The organism is Pseudidiomarina homiensis (genome assembly GCF_003987225.1).
Lineage (GTDB): Bacteria > Pseudomonadota > Gammaproteobacteria > Enterobacterales > Alteromonadaceae > Pseudidiomarina > Pseudidiomarina homiensis.
In genome coordinates, this window is the sequence record NZ_PIPX01000001.1 from 429,109 (window position 1) to 444,754 (window position 15,646).

General features: G+C 48.7%; 15 protein-coding genes. 12 read left to right on the plus strand and 3 right to left on the minus strand.

What is annotated here, in order from left to right:
- The first annotated feature begins 25 nt into the window (after positions 1–25).
- From CWI70_RS02025 to CWI70_RS02050, 6 genes are read left to right on the plus strand one after another with little or no spacing between them, the layout of a single operon-like run.
- The gene (locus tag CWI70_RS02025) at positions 26–1,330 is read left to right on the plus strand and encodes an NAD(P)/FAD-dependent oxidoreductase (RefSeq protein ID WP_126770100.1); all 1,305 of its coding nucleotides are present in this window, start codon (positions 26–28) and stop codon (positions 1,328–1,330) included.
- A complete protein-coding gene (locus CWI70_RS02030; protein ID WP_126770102.1) occupies positions 1,323–2,075 on the plus strand; it encodes a DUF1365 domain-containing protein in 753 nt (250 codons plus the stop codon). The genes CWI70_RS02025 and CWI70_RS02030 overlap by 8 nt, the downstream gene beginning before the upstream one ends.
- A gap of 48 nt (positions 2,076–2,123) precedes the next feature.
- Positions 2,124–3,359 carry an SAM-dependent methyltransferase gene (locus CWI70_RS02035; RefSeq protein ID WP_126770103.1) on the plus strand — a complete coding sequence of 412 codons (1,236 nt, stop codon included), beginning with the start codon at positions 2,124–2,126 and terminating at the stop codon, positions 3,357–3,359.
- Positions 3,350–3,892 carry a DUF2878 domain-containing protein gene (locus CWI70_RS02040; protein ID WP_126770104.1) on the plus strand — a complete coding sequence of 181 codons (543 nt, stop codon included), beginning with the start codon at positions 3,350–3,352 and terminating at the stop codon, positions 3,890–3,892. Before CWI70_RS02035 ends, CWI70_RS02040 begins: the two co-directional genes overlap by 10 nt.
- Positions 3,873–4,415, plus strand: coding sequence for a chalcone isomerase family protein (locus CWI70_RS02045; RefSeq protein WP_241967803.1), 543 nt, complete (start codon positions 3,873–3,875; stop codon positions 4,413–4,415). Before CWI70_RS02040 ends, CWI70_RS02045 begins: the two co-directional genes overlap by 20 nt.
- On the plus strand, positions 4,412–4,939 hold the full coding sequence (locus CWI70_RS02050) for a DUF3833 domain-containing protein (RefSeq protein WP_126770105.1): 528 nt from the start codon (positions 4,412–4,414) through the stop codon (positions 4,937–4,939). Before CWI70_RS02045 ends, CWI70_RS02050 begins: the two co-directional genes overlap by 4 nt.
- 48 nt (positions 4,940–4,987) lie before the next feature.
- On the opposite strand, the gene CWI70_RS02055 is transcribed toward CWI70_RS02050, so the two are convergent.
- Entirely contained in the window at positions 4,988–5,380 is a 393-nt protein-coding gene (locus CWI70_RS02055) for a hypothetical protein (protein WP_126770106.1), read from the minus strand.
- Positions 5,381–5,470: 90 nt separating this feature from the next.
- Between CWI70_RS02055 and CWI70_RS02060 the strand changes: the two genes are divergently transcribed.
- The 4 genes from CWI70_RS02060 to CWI70_RS02075 are packed head-to-tail and all read left to right on the plus strand — an operon-like array spanning position 5,471 to position 8,811.
- Complete coding sequence (locus tag CWI70_RS02060; RefSeq protein ID WP_126770107.1) at positions 5,471–6,253, plus strand: Nif3-like dinuclear metal center hexameric protein; 783 nt, start codon at positions 5,471–5,473, stop codon at positions 6,251–6,253.
- A 32-nt stretch (positions 6,254–6,285) separates the two neighbouring features.
- On the plus strand, positions 6,286–7,068 hold the full coding sequence (locus tag CWI70_RS02065; protein WP_126770109.1) for a methyltransferase domain-containing protein: 783 nt from the start codon (positions 6,286–6,288) through the stop codon (positions 7,066–7,068).
- Positions 7,055–7,945: a diacylglycerol/lipid kinase family protein gene (locus CWI70_RS02070; RefSeq protein WP_126770111.1), complete on the plus strand. Its 891-nt coding sequence runs from the start codon at positions 7,055–7,057 to the stop codon at positions 7,943–7,945. The genes CWI70_RS02065 and CWI70_RS02070 overlap by 14 nt, the downstream gene beginning before the upstream one ends.
- Positions 7,942–8,811 carry an NAD(P)-dependent oxidoreductase gene (locus tag CWI70_RS02075; RefSeq protein WP_126770113.1) on the plus strand — a complete coding sequence of 290 codons (870 nt, stop codon included), beginning with the start codon at positions 7,942–7,944 and terminating at the stop codon, positions 8,809–8,811. The genes CWI70_RS02070 and CWI70_RS02075 overlap by 4 nt, the downstream gene beginning before the upstream one ends.
- Positions 8,812–8,880: 69 nt before the next feature.
- On the opposite strand, the gene CWI70_RS02080 is transcribed toward CWI70_RS02075, so the two are convergent.
- Positions 8,881–10,236, minus strand: coding sequence for a DUF1329 domain-containing protein (locus tag CWI70_RS02080; protein ID WP_126770115.1), 1,356 nt, complete (start codon positions 10,234–10,236; stop codon positions 8,881–8,883).
- A 214-nt stretch (positions 10,237–10,450) separates the two neighbouring features.
- Here CWI70_RS02080 and CWI70_RS02085 point away from each other — a divergent pair, with 214 nt between their 5' ends.
- Positions 10,451–11,650 carry a WD40/YVTN/BNR-like repeat-containing protein gene (locus CWI70_RS02085; RefSeq protein ID WP_198677637.1) on the plus strand — a complete coding sequence of 400 codons (1,200 nt, stop codon included), beginning with the start codon at positions 10,451–10,453 and terminating at the stop codon, positions 11,648–11,650.
- Positions 11,651–11,657: 7 nt separating this feature from the next.
- Complete coding sequence (locus CWI70_RS02090; protein WP_126770119.1) at positions 11,658–13,997, plus strand: efflux RND transporter permease subunit; 2,340 nt, start codon at positions 11,658–11,660, stop codon at positions 13,995–13,997.
- Between the two features lie 31 nt (positions 13,998–14,028).
- Here CWI70_RS02090 and CWI70_RS02095 read toward each other — a convergent pair whose 3' ends face one another.
- Positions 14,029–15,645, minus strand: coding sequence for a GMC family oxidoreductase (locus CWI70_RS02095; protein WP_126770121.1), 1,617 nt, complete (start codon positions 15,643–15,645; stop codon positions 14,029–14,031).
- Position 15,646: the final 1 nt, after the last annotated feature.

Consider the following 15,646-nt stretch of genomic DNA (forward strand, 5'->3'; position numbering starts at 1 on the left):
ATAGGCCCTTGGTAAAGGACGTGCAATGAAAATAGCAGTAATTGGTAGCGGTATTGCAGGGATGACATGTGCGCACCTGTTGAGTGATGAACATCAGGTTGAGTTGTATGAGCGCAACGACTATATAGGTGGGCACACGCACACAGTACAAGTAGAAGTACAAGGGCAGGACTATGCGGTAGATACTGGTTTTATTGTTTTTAACGACCGAACTTATCCGCACTTTCGCGCGCTAATGCGTAAAATAGGCGTGACTTGGCGTGATACCGAAATGAGTTTTAGTGTGCGAGACCCGCTTTCGGGTTTGGAATACAATGGTCATTCGCTGAGTACCCTATTTGCACAGCGGAAAAACTTTTTTAAGCCGTCATTTTATAAGCTCCTAAATGGCATTTTAAAGTTTAATAAGCGTGCAAAAGAGGCGCATCAAAACCTCGCTGAAAATCAGCATCAGACCCTTGGGCAGTTTTTGGCAGCGCAACATTTACCGCAGGAAGTAGCAGATTACTATCTGTTGCCGATGGTCGCGGCCATTTGGTCAGCAAGTATTGACGATGCTGCAGACTTTCCTCTTGATTTCTTTCTGCGCTTTTTCCAGAACCATGGCTTATTGAATGTTGCGGACCGTCCTCAATGGGCAACCATTCATGGTGGTTCCTCGGCCTACATTGAGCCACTCATTGGCCACCTTAAGACACACCTTCATGTAGGTGCGCAAATCAAAGCAGTGCATCGTCAACACCCCGATCGTCAAGGTCAAGTGACCTTGGAGTTCGCCAATGGTGATCTCGAAGATTTTGATGAGGTCATTCTTGCTTGCCATAGTGATGAAGCGCTTGCCTTATTGGCGCAACCCACGGCCGCTGAAAAATCTGTATTAGGCGCGATACCGTACCAAGACAATGAAGTGGTATTGCATACCGATATACGTTTATTGCCACGCGAAAAGCGTGCTTGGGCTAGCTGGAACTACTTATTGCATCATGGCGAGGATGCTCGCACACGGCCAAGTTCTGTGACGTATAATATGAATATACTGCAAGGTATTGAAGCGCCTGAAACGTTCTGCGTAACTTTGAATAATACGGATGCGATTCAACCGGAGCGGATCTTACGCCGCTTTAATTATGCTCATCCGGTGTACAGCGTTGAGTCGATGGTAGCGCGTCAGCGACGTGCTGAGATTTGTGGGCAACAGCATACCCACTTCTGTGGAGCCTATTGGTACAACGGTTTTCATGAGGATGGTGTCCGTAGTGCGCTTGACGTAACACAGCGGCTCGGTATTGCCTGGAATAATGAGTTGCACAGTGAGTTGAACGGTGAGTGATAGCAAGACTAATTCGCAGCGTAGCGCAATTCTTAAAGGGCGTGTTTATCACCGTCGGTTGCGACCGACGCAACACGCCTTTGACTATCCGACGGCACAGTGGTGGCTTGCATTGGATGAATTACCGCAGCTGCAACAAAAAAGTTGGCTGTTATCAACGCACAGATTTGCGCCCTTGTGGTTTCGTCGCAAAGATTATTTGCGCGGCACCGAAGGCGATTTAACCTCAGCTGTGCTTACCAAAATGAGTGAACTTGCCGGTGAGGCGCTGCAAGGTCGAGTTTACTTTCTGGGCAGCTTACGCACCTTTGGCCTCTACTTCAGCCCAATTAATTGTTACTTCTTGGAGCAGGGCGACTCTGAGAACTATACCCATATGCTAGCGGAGGTCAGCAATACGCCGTGGAATGAACGGCACTATTATTTGTTGGATTTAAGCCAGCCCCTAGAGCACGACAAGGCCTTTCATGTTTCACCATTTAACCCCCTTGCTATGCGTTACCAATGGCAAATTAATGCCCCACAAAACACGGAAGGCCACAAAAGTGCCATTCATCTTGCTGCGGTTAAAGAGGAACGGCACTTTACTGCAACCATGAAACTGCAACGACAAGAATTGAACCGTAAAGCTATTCGTCACGTATTGTATAGGTATCCGATAAACACCTTAACTACGGTCTTAGCTATTTACTGGCAAGCCCTGCGGTTATGGTTAAAGAAAACGCCTATTTACGATCATTCGTAAGGCCTATTATAAAAAACTGAATGCGTATTTGGAGCCAATGGGGAAAGCATGAATACAGAATCTGCACTGATGACGATGCCGCAGGCAAGTACCGCTGACAAGTGGGCACGCCGCGCAGTGCTTCGACTGTTAAAAGAACTGCAAGACGGTTATGTAACTTTGCGTGAACAGGGCGAAGTTATTGGCCATTTTGGTCGCGAACAAAGTGACCTAAAAGCTGAAATAAATGTTTTAAAACCTAGTTTTTATCGCCGTCTATTATTTGGTGGCAGCATCGCCTCGGGCGAAACCTTTATCGATCAATCATGGGAAACCCCTGATTTGACCAAAGTGATTCAGCTGTTTGCTCGGAACCTGCCGGCGTTAGATGCCTTCGAAGCTCGTTTTAGTTGGTTATTGATGCCGTGGCAGAAGTTTCAGCACTGGCGTCGCCGTAACAGTAAGCAGCAAGCGAAAGAAAATATTTCCGCCCATTATGATTTGGGTAACGATTTGTACGAAGCGTTTCTAGACCCAGCAATGCAATATTCGAGTGCGGTGTATCCGCATGCCGACGCTGATCTTGTCGCAGCGCAACAAAATAAACTTAAACGCCTCTGTGACAGCCTCGAGCTAAACGAACAGGATCATTTACTCGAGATTGGTACAGGTTGGGGCGGCTTAGCGCTATTTGCCGCGCAGCATTACGGTTGCCGCGTGACTACAACGACCATTTCGAGTGAGCAATTCCGTCATGCTAAAGCACAGGTTGAAGCCGCTGGTCTGTCGGACAAGGTAACGGTACTTATGCAAGATTATCGTGACCTAGAGGGGCAGTACGATAAATTGGTGTCCGTTGAGATGATTGAAGCGGTGGGTCGGCAGTTTATGGCGACTTATTTTAAGACCTGCAGCCGCCTTCTCAAACCTAATGGCAAGTTCGCTTTGCAAGCGATTACCATTGCTGATCAGCGCATGAAGAGCTATGCCCGCTCGGTAGACTTTATTCAGCAGCATGTATTCCCAGGTGGCTTTTTGCCTTCGTTGACGATGATTACTGAGATGTTTACCAAGCACACGGATATGGTGGTGCGCTATGTGGACGACATCGGCTTTGATTATGCGCGGACGTTGCATGACTGGCGTGAAAAATTTAATCAAGCTCATCCGCAATTGAAGGAGCGGGGCTATGATGAGCGCTTTGGTCGACTCTGGAATTTCTATTTAAGTTACTGCGAAGGCGGTTTTCTAGAACGCAGTGTGTCGGCCGTACAGCTGGTTGCCACTAAACCGGCATGCCGCTGATGTTCAAGCGCTGGCTCGCCAAGGACAATCTGCGCCGTGTTGCGGGGTTATTATGGTTTGATCTCGTTTGGTTTAGCACTGTAGCTGGGCGAAATGACTGGCTTTGGTTGGCTTTGCCGGTAGTGGCGGTACAGATTTATTTGAGCAGTACGCGGCCGGGCTTTAATTGGTTGCTGTATGCCAAACTGTTGGTGCTTGGTCTGTTGCTCGAGGCCAGTGTAGTGGCATTAGGTATATTGGACTTTACTGGCGGCTGGCTACCGCTATGGCTATTAGCTTTATGGTGTGGCTTCGCCGCCATGGTCACCACTACACTAGATTGGTTGGCGGGGCGCTATGTTATAGCAGCGCTGATTGGCATTGCGTCAGGCCCGGTAACCTACGCTGTAGGAAGCCGTCTCGGGGCCGCTGAGTTATTGGTGAGTGAATGGGTTATGTGGCTTGCCTACGGAGTGCTTTGGGGCGCGTACATGGTCGTGTTTGCGTGGTTAATGAAGTCAAATGAGGTACAACATGCGAAAACAGCACAGTAGAAAACGTATCAAGCGTCTAGTCACCGCTGCGGCCCTATGTTGTGTCATTGCACCAACCATGGCGTTTGCGTGTGAGCCAGAATCAGCAAAAGATTTAAAGCCAGTAGGCAAAACAAGATTAAGCGTGTGGTTTTGGGATGTTTATGACGCACAATTGCTCACCGACAGTGGCAATTATGACGACTATCAACGGCGGGCATTACGACTGAGCTATTTACGTGATATCAAAGCGAAAGACCTTGTCGATACTACAAAAGAAGAGTGGCAGCGTCTCGACGTCACTGTCTCGAATGAGCACACACAATGGCTCGATAAATTGAATAAGATGTGGCCCGATGTAAGCGAGGGCGACTGCCTGATGCTGGTCGAGAACGAGCAGGGGCACAGCACCTTCTATAATGCAGAAGGGGTCCTTGGCTCCGTCGAGTCGGCGCAGTTCACCGAGGATTTCTTGGCAATTTGGCTAAGTCCTAATTCGCGTTTCAAAGAGGAACGTAATGAATTGATTGGAGCGACGCAATGAAACGTTTACACCTTTTCTTTATCAGTCTAATTGCGCTAGCCGTTGTCGGCTGTTCAACCTCGTTAGATACCTATAAAAATGTAGAGCCACACCTTAAACTTGAAGCGTTTTTCAATGGTGAGCTTGAAGCTTATGGCATCGTGCAGGATTACAGTGGTGAAGTTATACAGCGCTTTCGTGTCGATCTTGTTGGGAGTTGGGAAGGCAACGAAGGGGTACTTGATGAAACCTTCTACTATGCCGACGGCAGTACGCAAAAGCGTATTTGGCACCTGACGAAAACTGCTCCAGACCGTTACGAAGGCCGCGCAAGTGATGTTGAAGGCGTCGCTGAAGGTAAAGTGGCAGGCAACACGTTAAATTGGACTTATGTTCTTAACATCGAACTCGACGGTGAACCTTTTGCGGTAAAACTTGATGATTGGCTTTATCTCGTTGACGAAGACAACATGATCAACCGTACCCAAATGTACAAGTATGGTTTTAATGTTGGTGAAATCACACTTTATATAGGTAAAAAGTAATAAAAAAGCAGCTCTCAGAGCTGCTTTTTTTACCTAGCTTAACTCTTTCTAGTAACCACGCGGTAAGCGCGAGAGGCTTGAGCCTTCTTCAAGTTTCTGGCGCCAGAGTTCACGAGCAGTTAAACCATTGCCTGAACTCTTAGTTTTAACCCCAGCTTTCTTTTCAGCAGGCTTTTTGGCCGCAGGTTTTTTGCTAGTGGCTTTTTTCGCTGGTGCTTTGGTTGCTTTTTTAGCAGCAGGCTTGTCAGCTTTAGGTGCTGGCGCACTCTTACCGCCGGCCAAAGCTTCTGCTTCTTCAGCAAGTTGTGCCAAGCGCATATTTTTGCCACCATCTACACTATACCAGCCACTTTTAGCCTCGATAGTAGGTTTTTTACCGTGTGCCTTTTCGTAGGCTGCGGTAAAATCGGCGACCACTTGGTCTTTATCAAGTTTGCTCATGGAAAAACCCTTTGCATATTGAGTAAAAGTTCTCCATTTTTATACCGTTTTTTGCGCACTATGTCTAATTTTGTCTTATTTTCGGCGAAAATGCGTAACAAAAGAGGAGCCAAGGACGTGAAACGAGCAGAATTACAGAGTTACTTAAACAATTTTTTGGCGATTGATCGCATCAAAGACTATTGCCCGAATGGCTTACAGGTCGAGGGGCGCGATAACATACACAAGATCATCACTGGAGTGACGGCCTGCCAAGCATTAATCGAGCACGCCGTCGCTGAGGATGCGGATGCCATTTTGGTGCATCATGGGTATTTTTGGAAAGGTGAGCCAGCAGAAATACAGGGAATGAAGAAGCGGCGTCTACAACTCTTGTTACGCAATGATATTAATTTATTTGCTTATCATTTACCGTTGGATGTCCATCCACGCTTGGGAAATAACGCCCAGTTGGCGCGACTTATGGATTGGCCAGATCCTGCACCGTTAACGACTGTTGAGCCGGAAGGGGTGGTCATGTATGCCGAGCTGTCGCACGACGAAAGTGCCGTAAGCCTTGCCGAGCAACTGGAACAACGGCTAGGACGCCCATTATTTTGCGCCGAGCATGACGACCAAGCTATACGTCGAATCGCTTGGTGCACTGGTGGTGGCCAAGGGTTTATCGATGCCGCGGCACAAGCTGGTTGCGACGCTTTTATTACCGGAGAGGTTTCAGAGCAAACCATCCATAGCGCACGCGAGCAGGGAATTGCTTTTTACGCAGCCGGACATCATGCGACGGAGCGTTATGGTATCCGAGCGTTGGGTGAACATTTGGCGGAGCAATTTGGCTTTGCTCATCGTTTTATTGACATAGATAGCCCAGCTTAAGCGTTGTGCCGTCGTAATTGCAGAGAAGTCTTGTGAATAAACACACAAAGGATCAAAGTTTCGCCGGGCTTACCGACAAGTTTGCGAAAAATATCTATGCTACGGCCAAAGGGCAGATTCGTTTAGCCGTGTTAGCCCGTGACCTTGCGCCTTTATATCAGCAGTCGACGCCCCTGCGCGTATTAGATATTGGCGCGGGTATCGGACAGTTTTCGCAAAACTTTGCACGACATGGACACCATGTGACCCATACTGATATTGCGGACGATATGGTTTTAGCGGCTCAGGAGCGGCATCAACACGAAGGGTTAAGTAGCCATTACAGCTATCATTGTGCGAGCTTACAAAAGCTTCCAGAGCTGTTGCAAGGGCAACAGTTTGACGTCGTATTATGCCATGCCGTGCTCGAATGGTTAGCAGAACCTGCAGATGCGTTGCCACTATTAAAGCGCTTTCTGAAACCCCAGGGCAAGCTATCGCTGATGTTTTATAATCGTGACGCCAAGCTAATGGCGAACATGGTGTTCGGCAATTTTGATTATGTAGAAGCCGATTTACAGGTCAAAAAGCGCGTGCGTATGAGTCCTCAGCAGCCTATAGCGCCCGCAGCGATGGATCTTTGGCTAAAAGAACACAAGCTGGCGGTGCTACAACGTACTGGAGTGCGTTGTTTCCATGATTACTTACGTGACCCTGAACAGGGTAAGCAGCACTTTGACCAGTTGCTAAGGCTTGAGTTGCAATACAATCAACAGCCACCTTTTGCGGCCTTGGGCCGCTATCAACACTGGCAAATCACCCATGCAGACGACTAAGGTTCTCATCTATGTGAAGTCGTTGGTTGCGCTGAACCGCCAAAAGGCGGCGGTCTATCGTGAGTTTTTTACCGAACAGCTCGCTGCTAGCGCGGTTGAGATTCTCGAGAGCAGTGCGAAACGCCAACAGGATATAGGTCAGTTAAAGCAGTGGGTGAGCGCTCTTGCCAGCAATGACATCGGCGAACTGGTAGTGATTGGCGGCGATGGCAGTGTAAACATTGCGGCGCATGCCTGCGTCAACACAGCTGTTCGGTTGAGTGTAGTGCCAGCGGGGACGGGGAATGATTTCGCGACAGCGCTTGGTATTGTCAATTGGCGGTGGCGTCTGCAGGAAGAACCTGTACTAAGGCAACGCTCTGTGGGGTGTATTGACCAGCATATTTTTATCAATCATGCTGGAGCCGGCATAAGTGTTGCGTTACGTGACCTGCAGAGTACGTGGAGCAAACGTTGGTTAAAGCGCTATTCCTATCTATGGGCGCTGGTCCGGTATTTGTTTGTGCGCCCACGTCGGCGCTGTCTTATAAGAGACGAACAGGGCCGTGCGTGGGAATTTCAGGTTGCTGCGGTCAATCGGGCGATTGGCGGTGGCATCATCGTGTATCCCGCGGCCGCATTAGATACACAGGTGTTAGGTGTGCTGCAGGTACCCAAAGTGTCACGCTGGCGGCAATTGAGTGCGCTATTTTGGATCCTATGTAAACGACCCGACCAAAGTAGGCTGTTAGGTTGTCATGAAACTGCTACTTTTACCTTAGCTGATAACACGAACATCATTGAGCTAGACGGCGATGCCATTGAACTGCAAGGGCCAGCCACAGCGCAAGTGATACATAACGCATTGAATGTATACACCCAAGGGAGAACGCAATGAAATGTGCATTTATTGGACTTGGTGTCATGGGCTACCCTATGGCCGGTCATTTGCAACGCAACGGGTTTGCAGCCACCGTTTATAATCGCACCACAGCGAGAGCTAAACAGTGGGTGAAAGACTATGGCGGTGACTATGCAGAGACCCCGCGCGAAGCTGCAGCCGGCGCTGATGTAGTGATGGTTTGTGTGGGCAATGACGAAGACGTCCGTAGTGTGTTTTATGGTGACGATGGCCTACTGGCGAGTATCGCTGAGAACACCATTGTGATTGACCACACAACGGCTTCTGCCGAGCTCGCACGAGAACTTTCCGATGAAGTGCATAATCGCGTGGCTTTCTTTCTCGACGCACCCGTATCGGGCGGTCAACAGGGCGCTGAAAACGGCGTACTCACGGCCATGATTGGCGGTGATCGTGATGCCTTTGATGACGCGCAAGCGGCGTTGAAATGCTACTGCAAAACCCGCGAATACATGGGGCCAGCAGGTCATGGTCAATTAGCGAAGATGGTGAACCAGATTTGTATTGCTGGCGTTGTACAAGGCCTCTCTGAAGGCTTGCAGTTAGCGCGTAAAGTTGGCCTTGATGCTGACACGTTGATTCGTGCCATCAGTCAGGGAGCTGCCGGCTCGTGGCAAATGCAAAACCGCTATCAAACGATGTGGCAAGGTCATTACGAGCACGGCTTTGCCGTCGATTGGATGCGTAAAGATTTGAAAATCGCGCTAGAGGAGGCTGACCGTAATGGCTTGAGCATGCCATTAACCGCGTTGGTTGATCAGTTCTACGCTGAAGTTCAACAAATGGGCGGCAGTCGCTGGGACACCTCAAGCCTCCTAGCCCGCCTCGAAAAAAATAAATAGCTTTTTCGCTGCTCACCCACAAAAAAAGCCCCTTAAAAAAGGGGCTTTTTTTAGTTTCGCTTTCGTTTTCTAGCGGATACCCATGCGACGTAGCGCAGAAGTACTGAAGTCACTACGCTCTGGCTCGATATCAAAGTTCATGTACTCTGATTCTTCGTTTGCCAAGCCTAGCAGAACATAACGACCTGAGTTCAAGTCGTACAGCGCTTCCGCAGCCATCCACGGGGTATCGTGATAGTAGAATTGGGTGCTATAAGCTTCCGCTACACGCCATAGTTCACCACGGTTGTCGTAATGATCGATAACACTCGCAGTCCAAGTATCTTCGTCGATAAACATATGACGCGTTTGATAAATGTGACGCTCGCCGTCTTTCAGGGTTGCTTTCACTTCCCAAACACGGTGTTTCTCGTAACGAACAAGATCTTGGTCCATGTGACCAGCGTTGATAATGTCATCATAGCTAAGGCTAGTATCCATCAACTTGTAGTTGTTATATGGAATGTACATTTCGCGCTTGCCAACCAGTTCCCAGTTGTACTTGTTAGGAGCACCGTTGAACATGTCGAGACCGTCAGAGGTACGAAGGCCATCTGATGCTGTACCCGGACCGTCGTAAGATACGTTAGGTGCACGACGCACGCGACGTTGGCCGGCATTGTAGAGCCATGCACGACGGCCTTCTTTTACCTGGTTAATGGTTTCGTGAACCAATAGCACGGTACCAGTTTGACGAGCAGGGGCTAATACTTCTTGCAAGAAGTAGAACAAGATATTGTCGTCAGCCGCTTCACGCCCGCTTTCCATGTATTCAGGGAAAACTAACGATTCGCGCAATAGAACTGGAACAAAGTTACCATCTTCCAACACTGGGAATTGATTAACTAAACGTTGTACTGCACCACCACGATAACGGGTGATGTGATTCCAGATAATTTCCAAACCATTTTCAGGAATTGGGAAAGGCACGTGCATCTTGAAGTTTTCCAGACCGTTACCACCGGCAACCATTTCTGCGTTGGTCGCGTTTTCTTTGATAACGTCATAAACTTCTTGAGGATACGCAGCACTACGATGGGTAGGATAGATGTTCATTTTGTAATCAGGATACTTTTCGAACATCGCCACCTGACCTGCCGAAAGCATATCTTTATGTTCGTCAAGGTTAGCGCTGGTGATGGTGAATAAAATCTCATCATCGGCATAAGGGTCCGCTGGGCGTGATGGGATCTCGCCGTCAGCTTTAACACTGTAGCCGCCAGTCCAAGCAGGGATAGAGCCATCAGCGTTACCCGCCATTTCGGCACCTACTGGGGTTAAATCATTGCCTAAGCGCGCCGCTTCTTCTGGCGTGACCTTGGCCATAACGCTGGCTGAAATTACCGATAGAGCAAATACTCCAGCCTTCAGCATCATTTTATTCATGGTTTTTTCCTTGTTTGTTCTATGTACCTAGCTAAAGCTACATTAAAAAATAGAAAAATTAAATGCCCAGCTAACACTAGCGTTTATACGCATCTCACGGTAAGGTATCAGCTGGTTTGACCTGTCTTAATTTATCCATAGCATGTACGGCTTACGAAAAATTTGCAACAGTAAACATAACAATTCTAAGACACAGAAAAAGCAAGAGGGTTCCATGACAAGAGCTAAGGTCTGTGCCGCTGCGATCGCATTAAGCTTCAGCGCTGGCTTCAGTGCTAGTGCAAACGTAGCTTTAGCCGCGCAAGCAGAGCCGCAACAAGCTGTTGAGCAGAATACGACAGCGGGTGACTACGACGTCATTTACGCACCTGCAATGGCTGCTGACGAAGCAACACGAGCTGTGTTAACCGAGATTACTGCAACTAGCGATAGACAGGTTGCGGTGGGTGATTACGGTGTCATTGTCACACGCGCATCGGCGAGTGAAGAATGGCAGCAAGCAGAAGTGCCGAGCAGTGTGTTCTTAACCAGTATCGATTTTGCCAATGCTAATTTGGGTTGGGCAGTCGGGCACCATGGTGTGATTCTGCAAACCACCGATGGCGGCGTTACTTGGCAGCGTCAACTGGATGGCTTTGAATATATTGACCTACAAGTTGAGCATTATGAACAACGTGTAGCCGAGCTCGAAGCGCGGCTTGATAGTGCCACGGAAATGGATCCAGTGGAACGCGATGATCTTGAGTTCGCCTTAGATGATGCTTTGTTTAAATATGACTCTGCGCAAATTGCATTAGAAGAAGGGCCGACGAAGCCGTTTCTTGACGTTCTGGCGTTATCTGAGCAAGAAATTTTTGTCGCTGGTGCTTACGGTGCGTTCCTTCACAGTACAGACGGCGGCGCCACTTGGCAGATCATTGACCATTTGGTCGACAACCTCGATGGTTTTCACTTAAATGCTATTCAAGCCCATGGTGATGCGGTTTACATGGTAGGTGAATCAGGTTTGTTGTATCGCAGTCTCGATCGTGGTCAAAGCTGGGAGACATTGGACTCACCTTATTATGGTTCCTTCTTTGGGGTTCATATTGACCAACAAGAACGACTTTGGATCTATGGTTTGCGTGGCAATATTTTCGTGAGCGAAGACCAAGGGGACAGCTTTACCCAGCTATCTTTGGAAGACCCCGTCAATATTAATAATGCCATCGATGCACCGGATGGTGGCCTGTACTTTGTTGGTAATGCCGGCGTTGTGGCATATTTAAGCGAGTCAGGAGAACTGGTCGAGCGTACTCATGATAGTGGGGCCGCATTGACCGATTTAGTTATTAACGCCGATGGAAGTCTTACTTTGGTCGGCCAGCGCGGCATTTTAACCATGCCGAGCAGTGCGCTAGCTGAGAAGGAGTAATCTCGCAATGTCTGAACAACAAACACAATTAAAAGACAAAAGCGTGTTTCTCGAGCGCGTGATTTTTAATTTTCGTCCAATGTGGTTGGTGCTCTTTGCACTGTTGACTATTTTCCTGGGGTGGCACGCGAGTCAAGTGCGTCCTGAAGCCAGCCTGACGAAAATGATTCCGACCAATCATCCGTTTATTCAAAACTACTTTGAATACCGTGATGACCTTGCCAGTTTAGGTAATGTGGTACGGATTGCGGTAGAGACTACCGAAGGCACGATTTTTACGCCGGAATTCCAAAAGACGTTACAGGAGATCACGGACGAAGTGTTCTTTATCCCAGGAGTTGACCGAGCTGGGTTAAAGAGTATTTGGACGCCAAACGTGCGTTGGAGTGAAGTTACGGAAGAAGGTTTTGTTGGTGGTCCAGTCATTCCTGATAATTGGGACGCCTCGGAACAGTCGCTAGAACAGTTGCGTACCAATGTTTTACGGTCAGGCGAAGTAGGCAACTTGGTCGCTAATAACTTCAAATCGGCACTGATCTACGTACCGTTGAATGAGGTTAACCCTGATACCGGGGAAGCGCTCGATTACCAATCATTTTCTGAGCAGCTCGAAGAAAAAATTCGCGACAAATATCAAACCGACAAGGTAAAAATTCATATTACCGGTTTCGCGAAAATTATTGGTGACTTGATCGAAGGCGCAATGCAAGTCGGCTTGTTCTTCCTGCTTGCTTTAGTTATTACGCTGGTGATGCTATTTGCCTACAGTCGCTGTTGGCGGAGTTCTTTCACGGTACTTGGCTGTTCAATTATCGCAGTCATTTGGCAGCTAGGTATTATCAAACTTATCGGTAGCGGTATTAACCCATACTCGATGTTAGTGCCATTCTTGGTATTTGCTATTGGTGTAAGTCATGGCGTGCAGATCATTAATGCTATGAGCGCTAATCGTGTCGATGGACATGATCGCACCAAGGCCGCGCGTCTTGCATTTCGTGCGCTCTACATCGCAGGTTTAACCGCACTAGTGTCTGATGCGATTGGCTTCACCACCTTGATGGTTATTGATATTGCCGTTATTCAGGAACTTGCCATTGCCGCAAGTATTGGTGTGGCTGTGGTGGTGCTGACCAACCTTGGGCTGTTGCCAATCATCATGTCGTACGGAGGTATTTCAGAACGTGGTCGCTCTTACAGCGAAAAAGTTCGTAATGAAAGCCATCCGATTCTGACCTTTTTTGAGCGGTTTTCTGAACCAAAATGGGCGTACAGTGCACTGGTTGTTGCGTTGGTTGGACTCTCATGGGGTCTGATTCAAGGGCAAAATATGAAAATCGGTGACCTTGATGCTGGGGCGCCAGAACTGCGGCCGGATAGCCGTTATAATCTGGATAATCAGTTCATTGTCGACAACTACAGCTCGAGTACTGACATCTTTGTTGTGATGGCGGCTACCGAGCCCTCACAGTGTATTGCTTACGATAATTTAGAGGTCATGGACCGCTTTAGCTGGCATATGGAAAATACGCCAGGCGTGCAAGATGTGAAGTCTGTGGTTTATGTCGCCAAGATGGGCGGTTATGCCTTAAATGAGGGTAACTTGAAGTGGTTTAGCTTGAATCGCAATCAATACGTACTGAATGCGAATACGGGCCGTACACCGCCAGGTTTGATCAACCCTGATTGTTCAATGGCGCCGATCATTATTTATTTGAATGATCACAAAGCCGAAACGCTCAAAACAGTTGTTAATGCAGTAGATACCTTTAATGCTGAGTACCAGCAAGAAGGCCTTGAGCTGCTGATGGCAGCTGGTAATTCAGGGATTGAAGCTGCCACAAACTCGGTTATCGAGACTGCGCAGTACAAAATGCTGTTGTGGGTTTATGGCGTGGTCATTGTGTTAGTGTTCATCACCTTCCGTAGTTTGCGTACGGTGGCATGTATTGTGTTGCCACTTGCCTTAACTACGATCATGAGTCAGGGCTTAATGGCGACGCTTGGTATTGGTGTGAAAGTCGCGACCTTACCAGTGATTGCACTGGGCGTCGGTATCGGTGTGGATTATGGCATCTATATTTACGCGAAGATCAAAGAAGGCCTCGAGCGCGGTATGCACCTGAACGAATGCTATAAGTACGCTCTCGATAGCACCGGTAAAGCTGTTGGCTTTACCGGTCTTACGCTGGCAATTGGTGTGGCGACATGGATTTTCTCGCCGATTAAATTCCAAGCCGACATGGGGATTTTGCTGACCTTCATGTTCCTGTGGAATATGTTGGGAGCGTTGATCCTAATCCCAGCCCTAGCGCGTCTATTCGCGCGCTTTGGGAAGCGTATTCATTAACGTATACAAGAACGTATACACGACTTAATGACTAGGTGCCGACCTTAGCTGCGTCAGCTAAGATAAAGTCGGCACCGACATCTGCGATAACCATTGTTGGTGCGTTGGTATTACCACTAATTACGCGTGGCATAATTGACGCATCAATAACACGTAAACCTTCCACGCCACGTACACGCAATTTCGCATCGACAACTGCATCTTTATCATTGCCCATACGACAGGTCGAAGTCGGGTGGTAGATCAAGCCGCAGTGCCGATAGATCCGCTCAAGCAATTCCTCTTCGCTAGTGGTTTTTCCGGGGAGTACCTCACCACCGTTGTGCGCAGCCATTGCTGGCTGGTCCATGATCTCGCGGATTTGCCGTACGCCCGAGAGCAGTGCACTACGGTCTTCTCGATTTTGTAAGAAGTCATAGGTAAAGCCTGGGGCCGTACGCACATCTTTGCTGTGCAAATAGAGCCGGCCACGCGCTTCGGGTCTTAACACACAGACATGGCAGGCAAAACCGTGACGAAATGCTGCGGTCAGATCGTAGCCGCTATCATCGAAGCGGGTCGGCACAAGATGCAGTTGCAAATCAGGCGTGTCGACGTTGTCATGACTACGGATAAAACCACCGACTTCGGCAGGTGGGTGGGCGAGAGCGCCATCGCGCGTGCGCAGATATTTTAAGGTTTGTCCCGCAAGCTTACTTAAGCCGATCGGGCCCAAGCTCAAACTGTCTTTTTGGGCATTGCGGTAATGCACTAGTACATCGACATGTTCTTGCAAGTTCGCACCAACGGCTGGCCGCTCAACGACTGCAACAAGACCATGACGTCTTAATTCTTCGGGACAGCCGATGCCGGATAACATAAGGAGCTGCGGAGAATGGAAGGCGCCCGCACTTAAGATAACTTCACGTTCTGCCTTTAAGTGTTCGTGCTGACTGCCTTTGCGTATGAGTACGCCATCGGCACGTTGTCCTTTGAATGTGACGCGTTCGACTTGAGCATTGGTAAATACGGTTAAATTCGGCCGTTCGAGAGCAGGCTCTAAAAACGCGCGCCGCGTACCAAATCGTTCACCTTTGTAAATGGTAAATTGAAACGCGCCAACACCATATAAGTCTGCGCCATTGAAATCACGGTTGTGGGGAATACCAGCTTGCACAGCTGCTTCAATAAAGCGCTTTGACACCTCATAAAAGGGCTCAACATCACTCACATGTAACGGTCCTTGGTCACCATGAAAAGCATCAGCGCCGCGTTCATTCCGTTCGAGCCCCTTAAAGCGTTCAAGAATTTGAGGCCAAGCCCAATCTGCGCTACTCACACTGGCCCAGTGCTCATAGTCGCTAGGTGCTCCACGGGTATAAATCATGGCATTAATAGCACTACTGCCGCCAAGACCTTTGCCACGTGGGGTATAAAGCCCCTTGCCGGCACGCAGATGCTGGTCCTCACTACGGAGCATCCAGTTTAAGCGCTTGTTATGCATCATGGCAGCAACACCACCTGGCATGGTGACAAAAGGCGACTTGCCACTGCCTCCGGCTTCCAATAGGGCAACCTGATAAGCACCACAGCGTGATAAGCGCTCAGCGAGGACGCAACCCGCGCTGCCACCGCCAACAATAACGAAATCAAACGTGGTGCTGGTCATG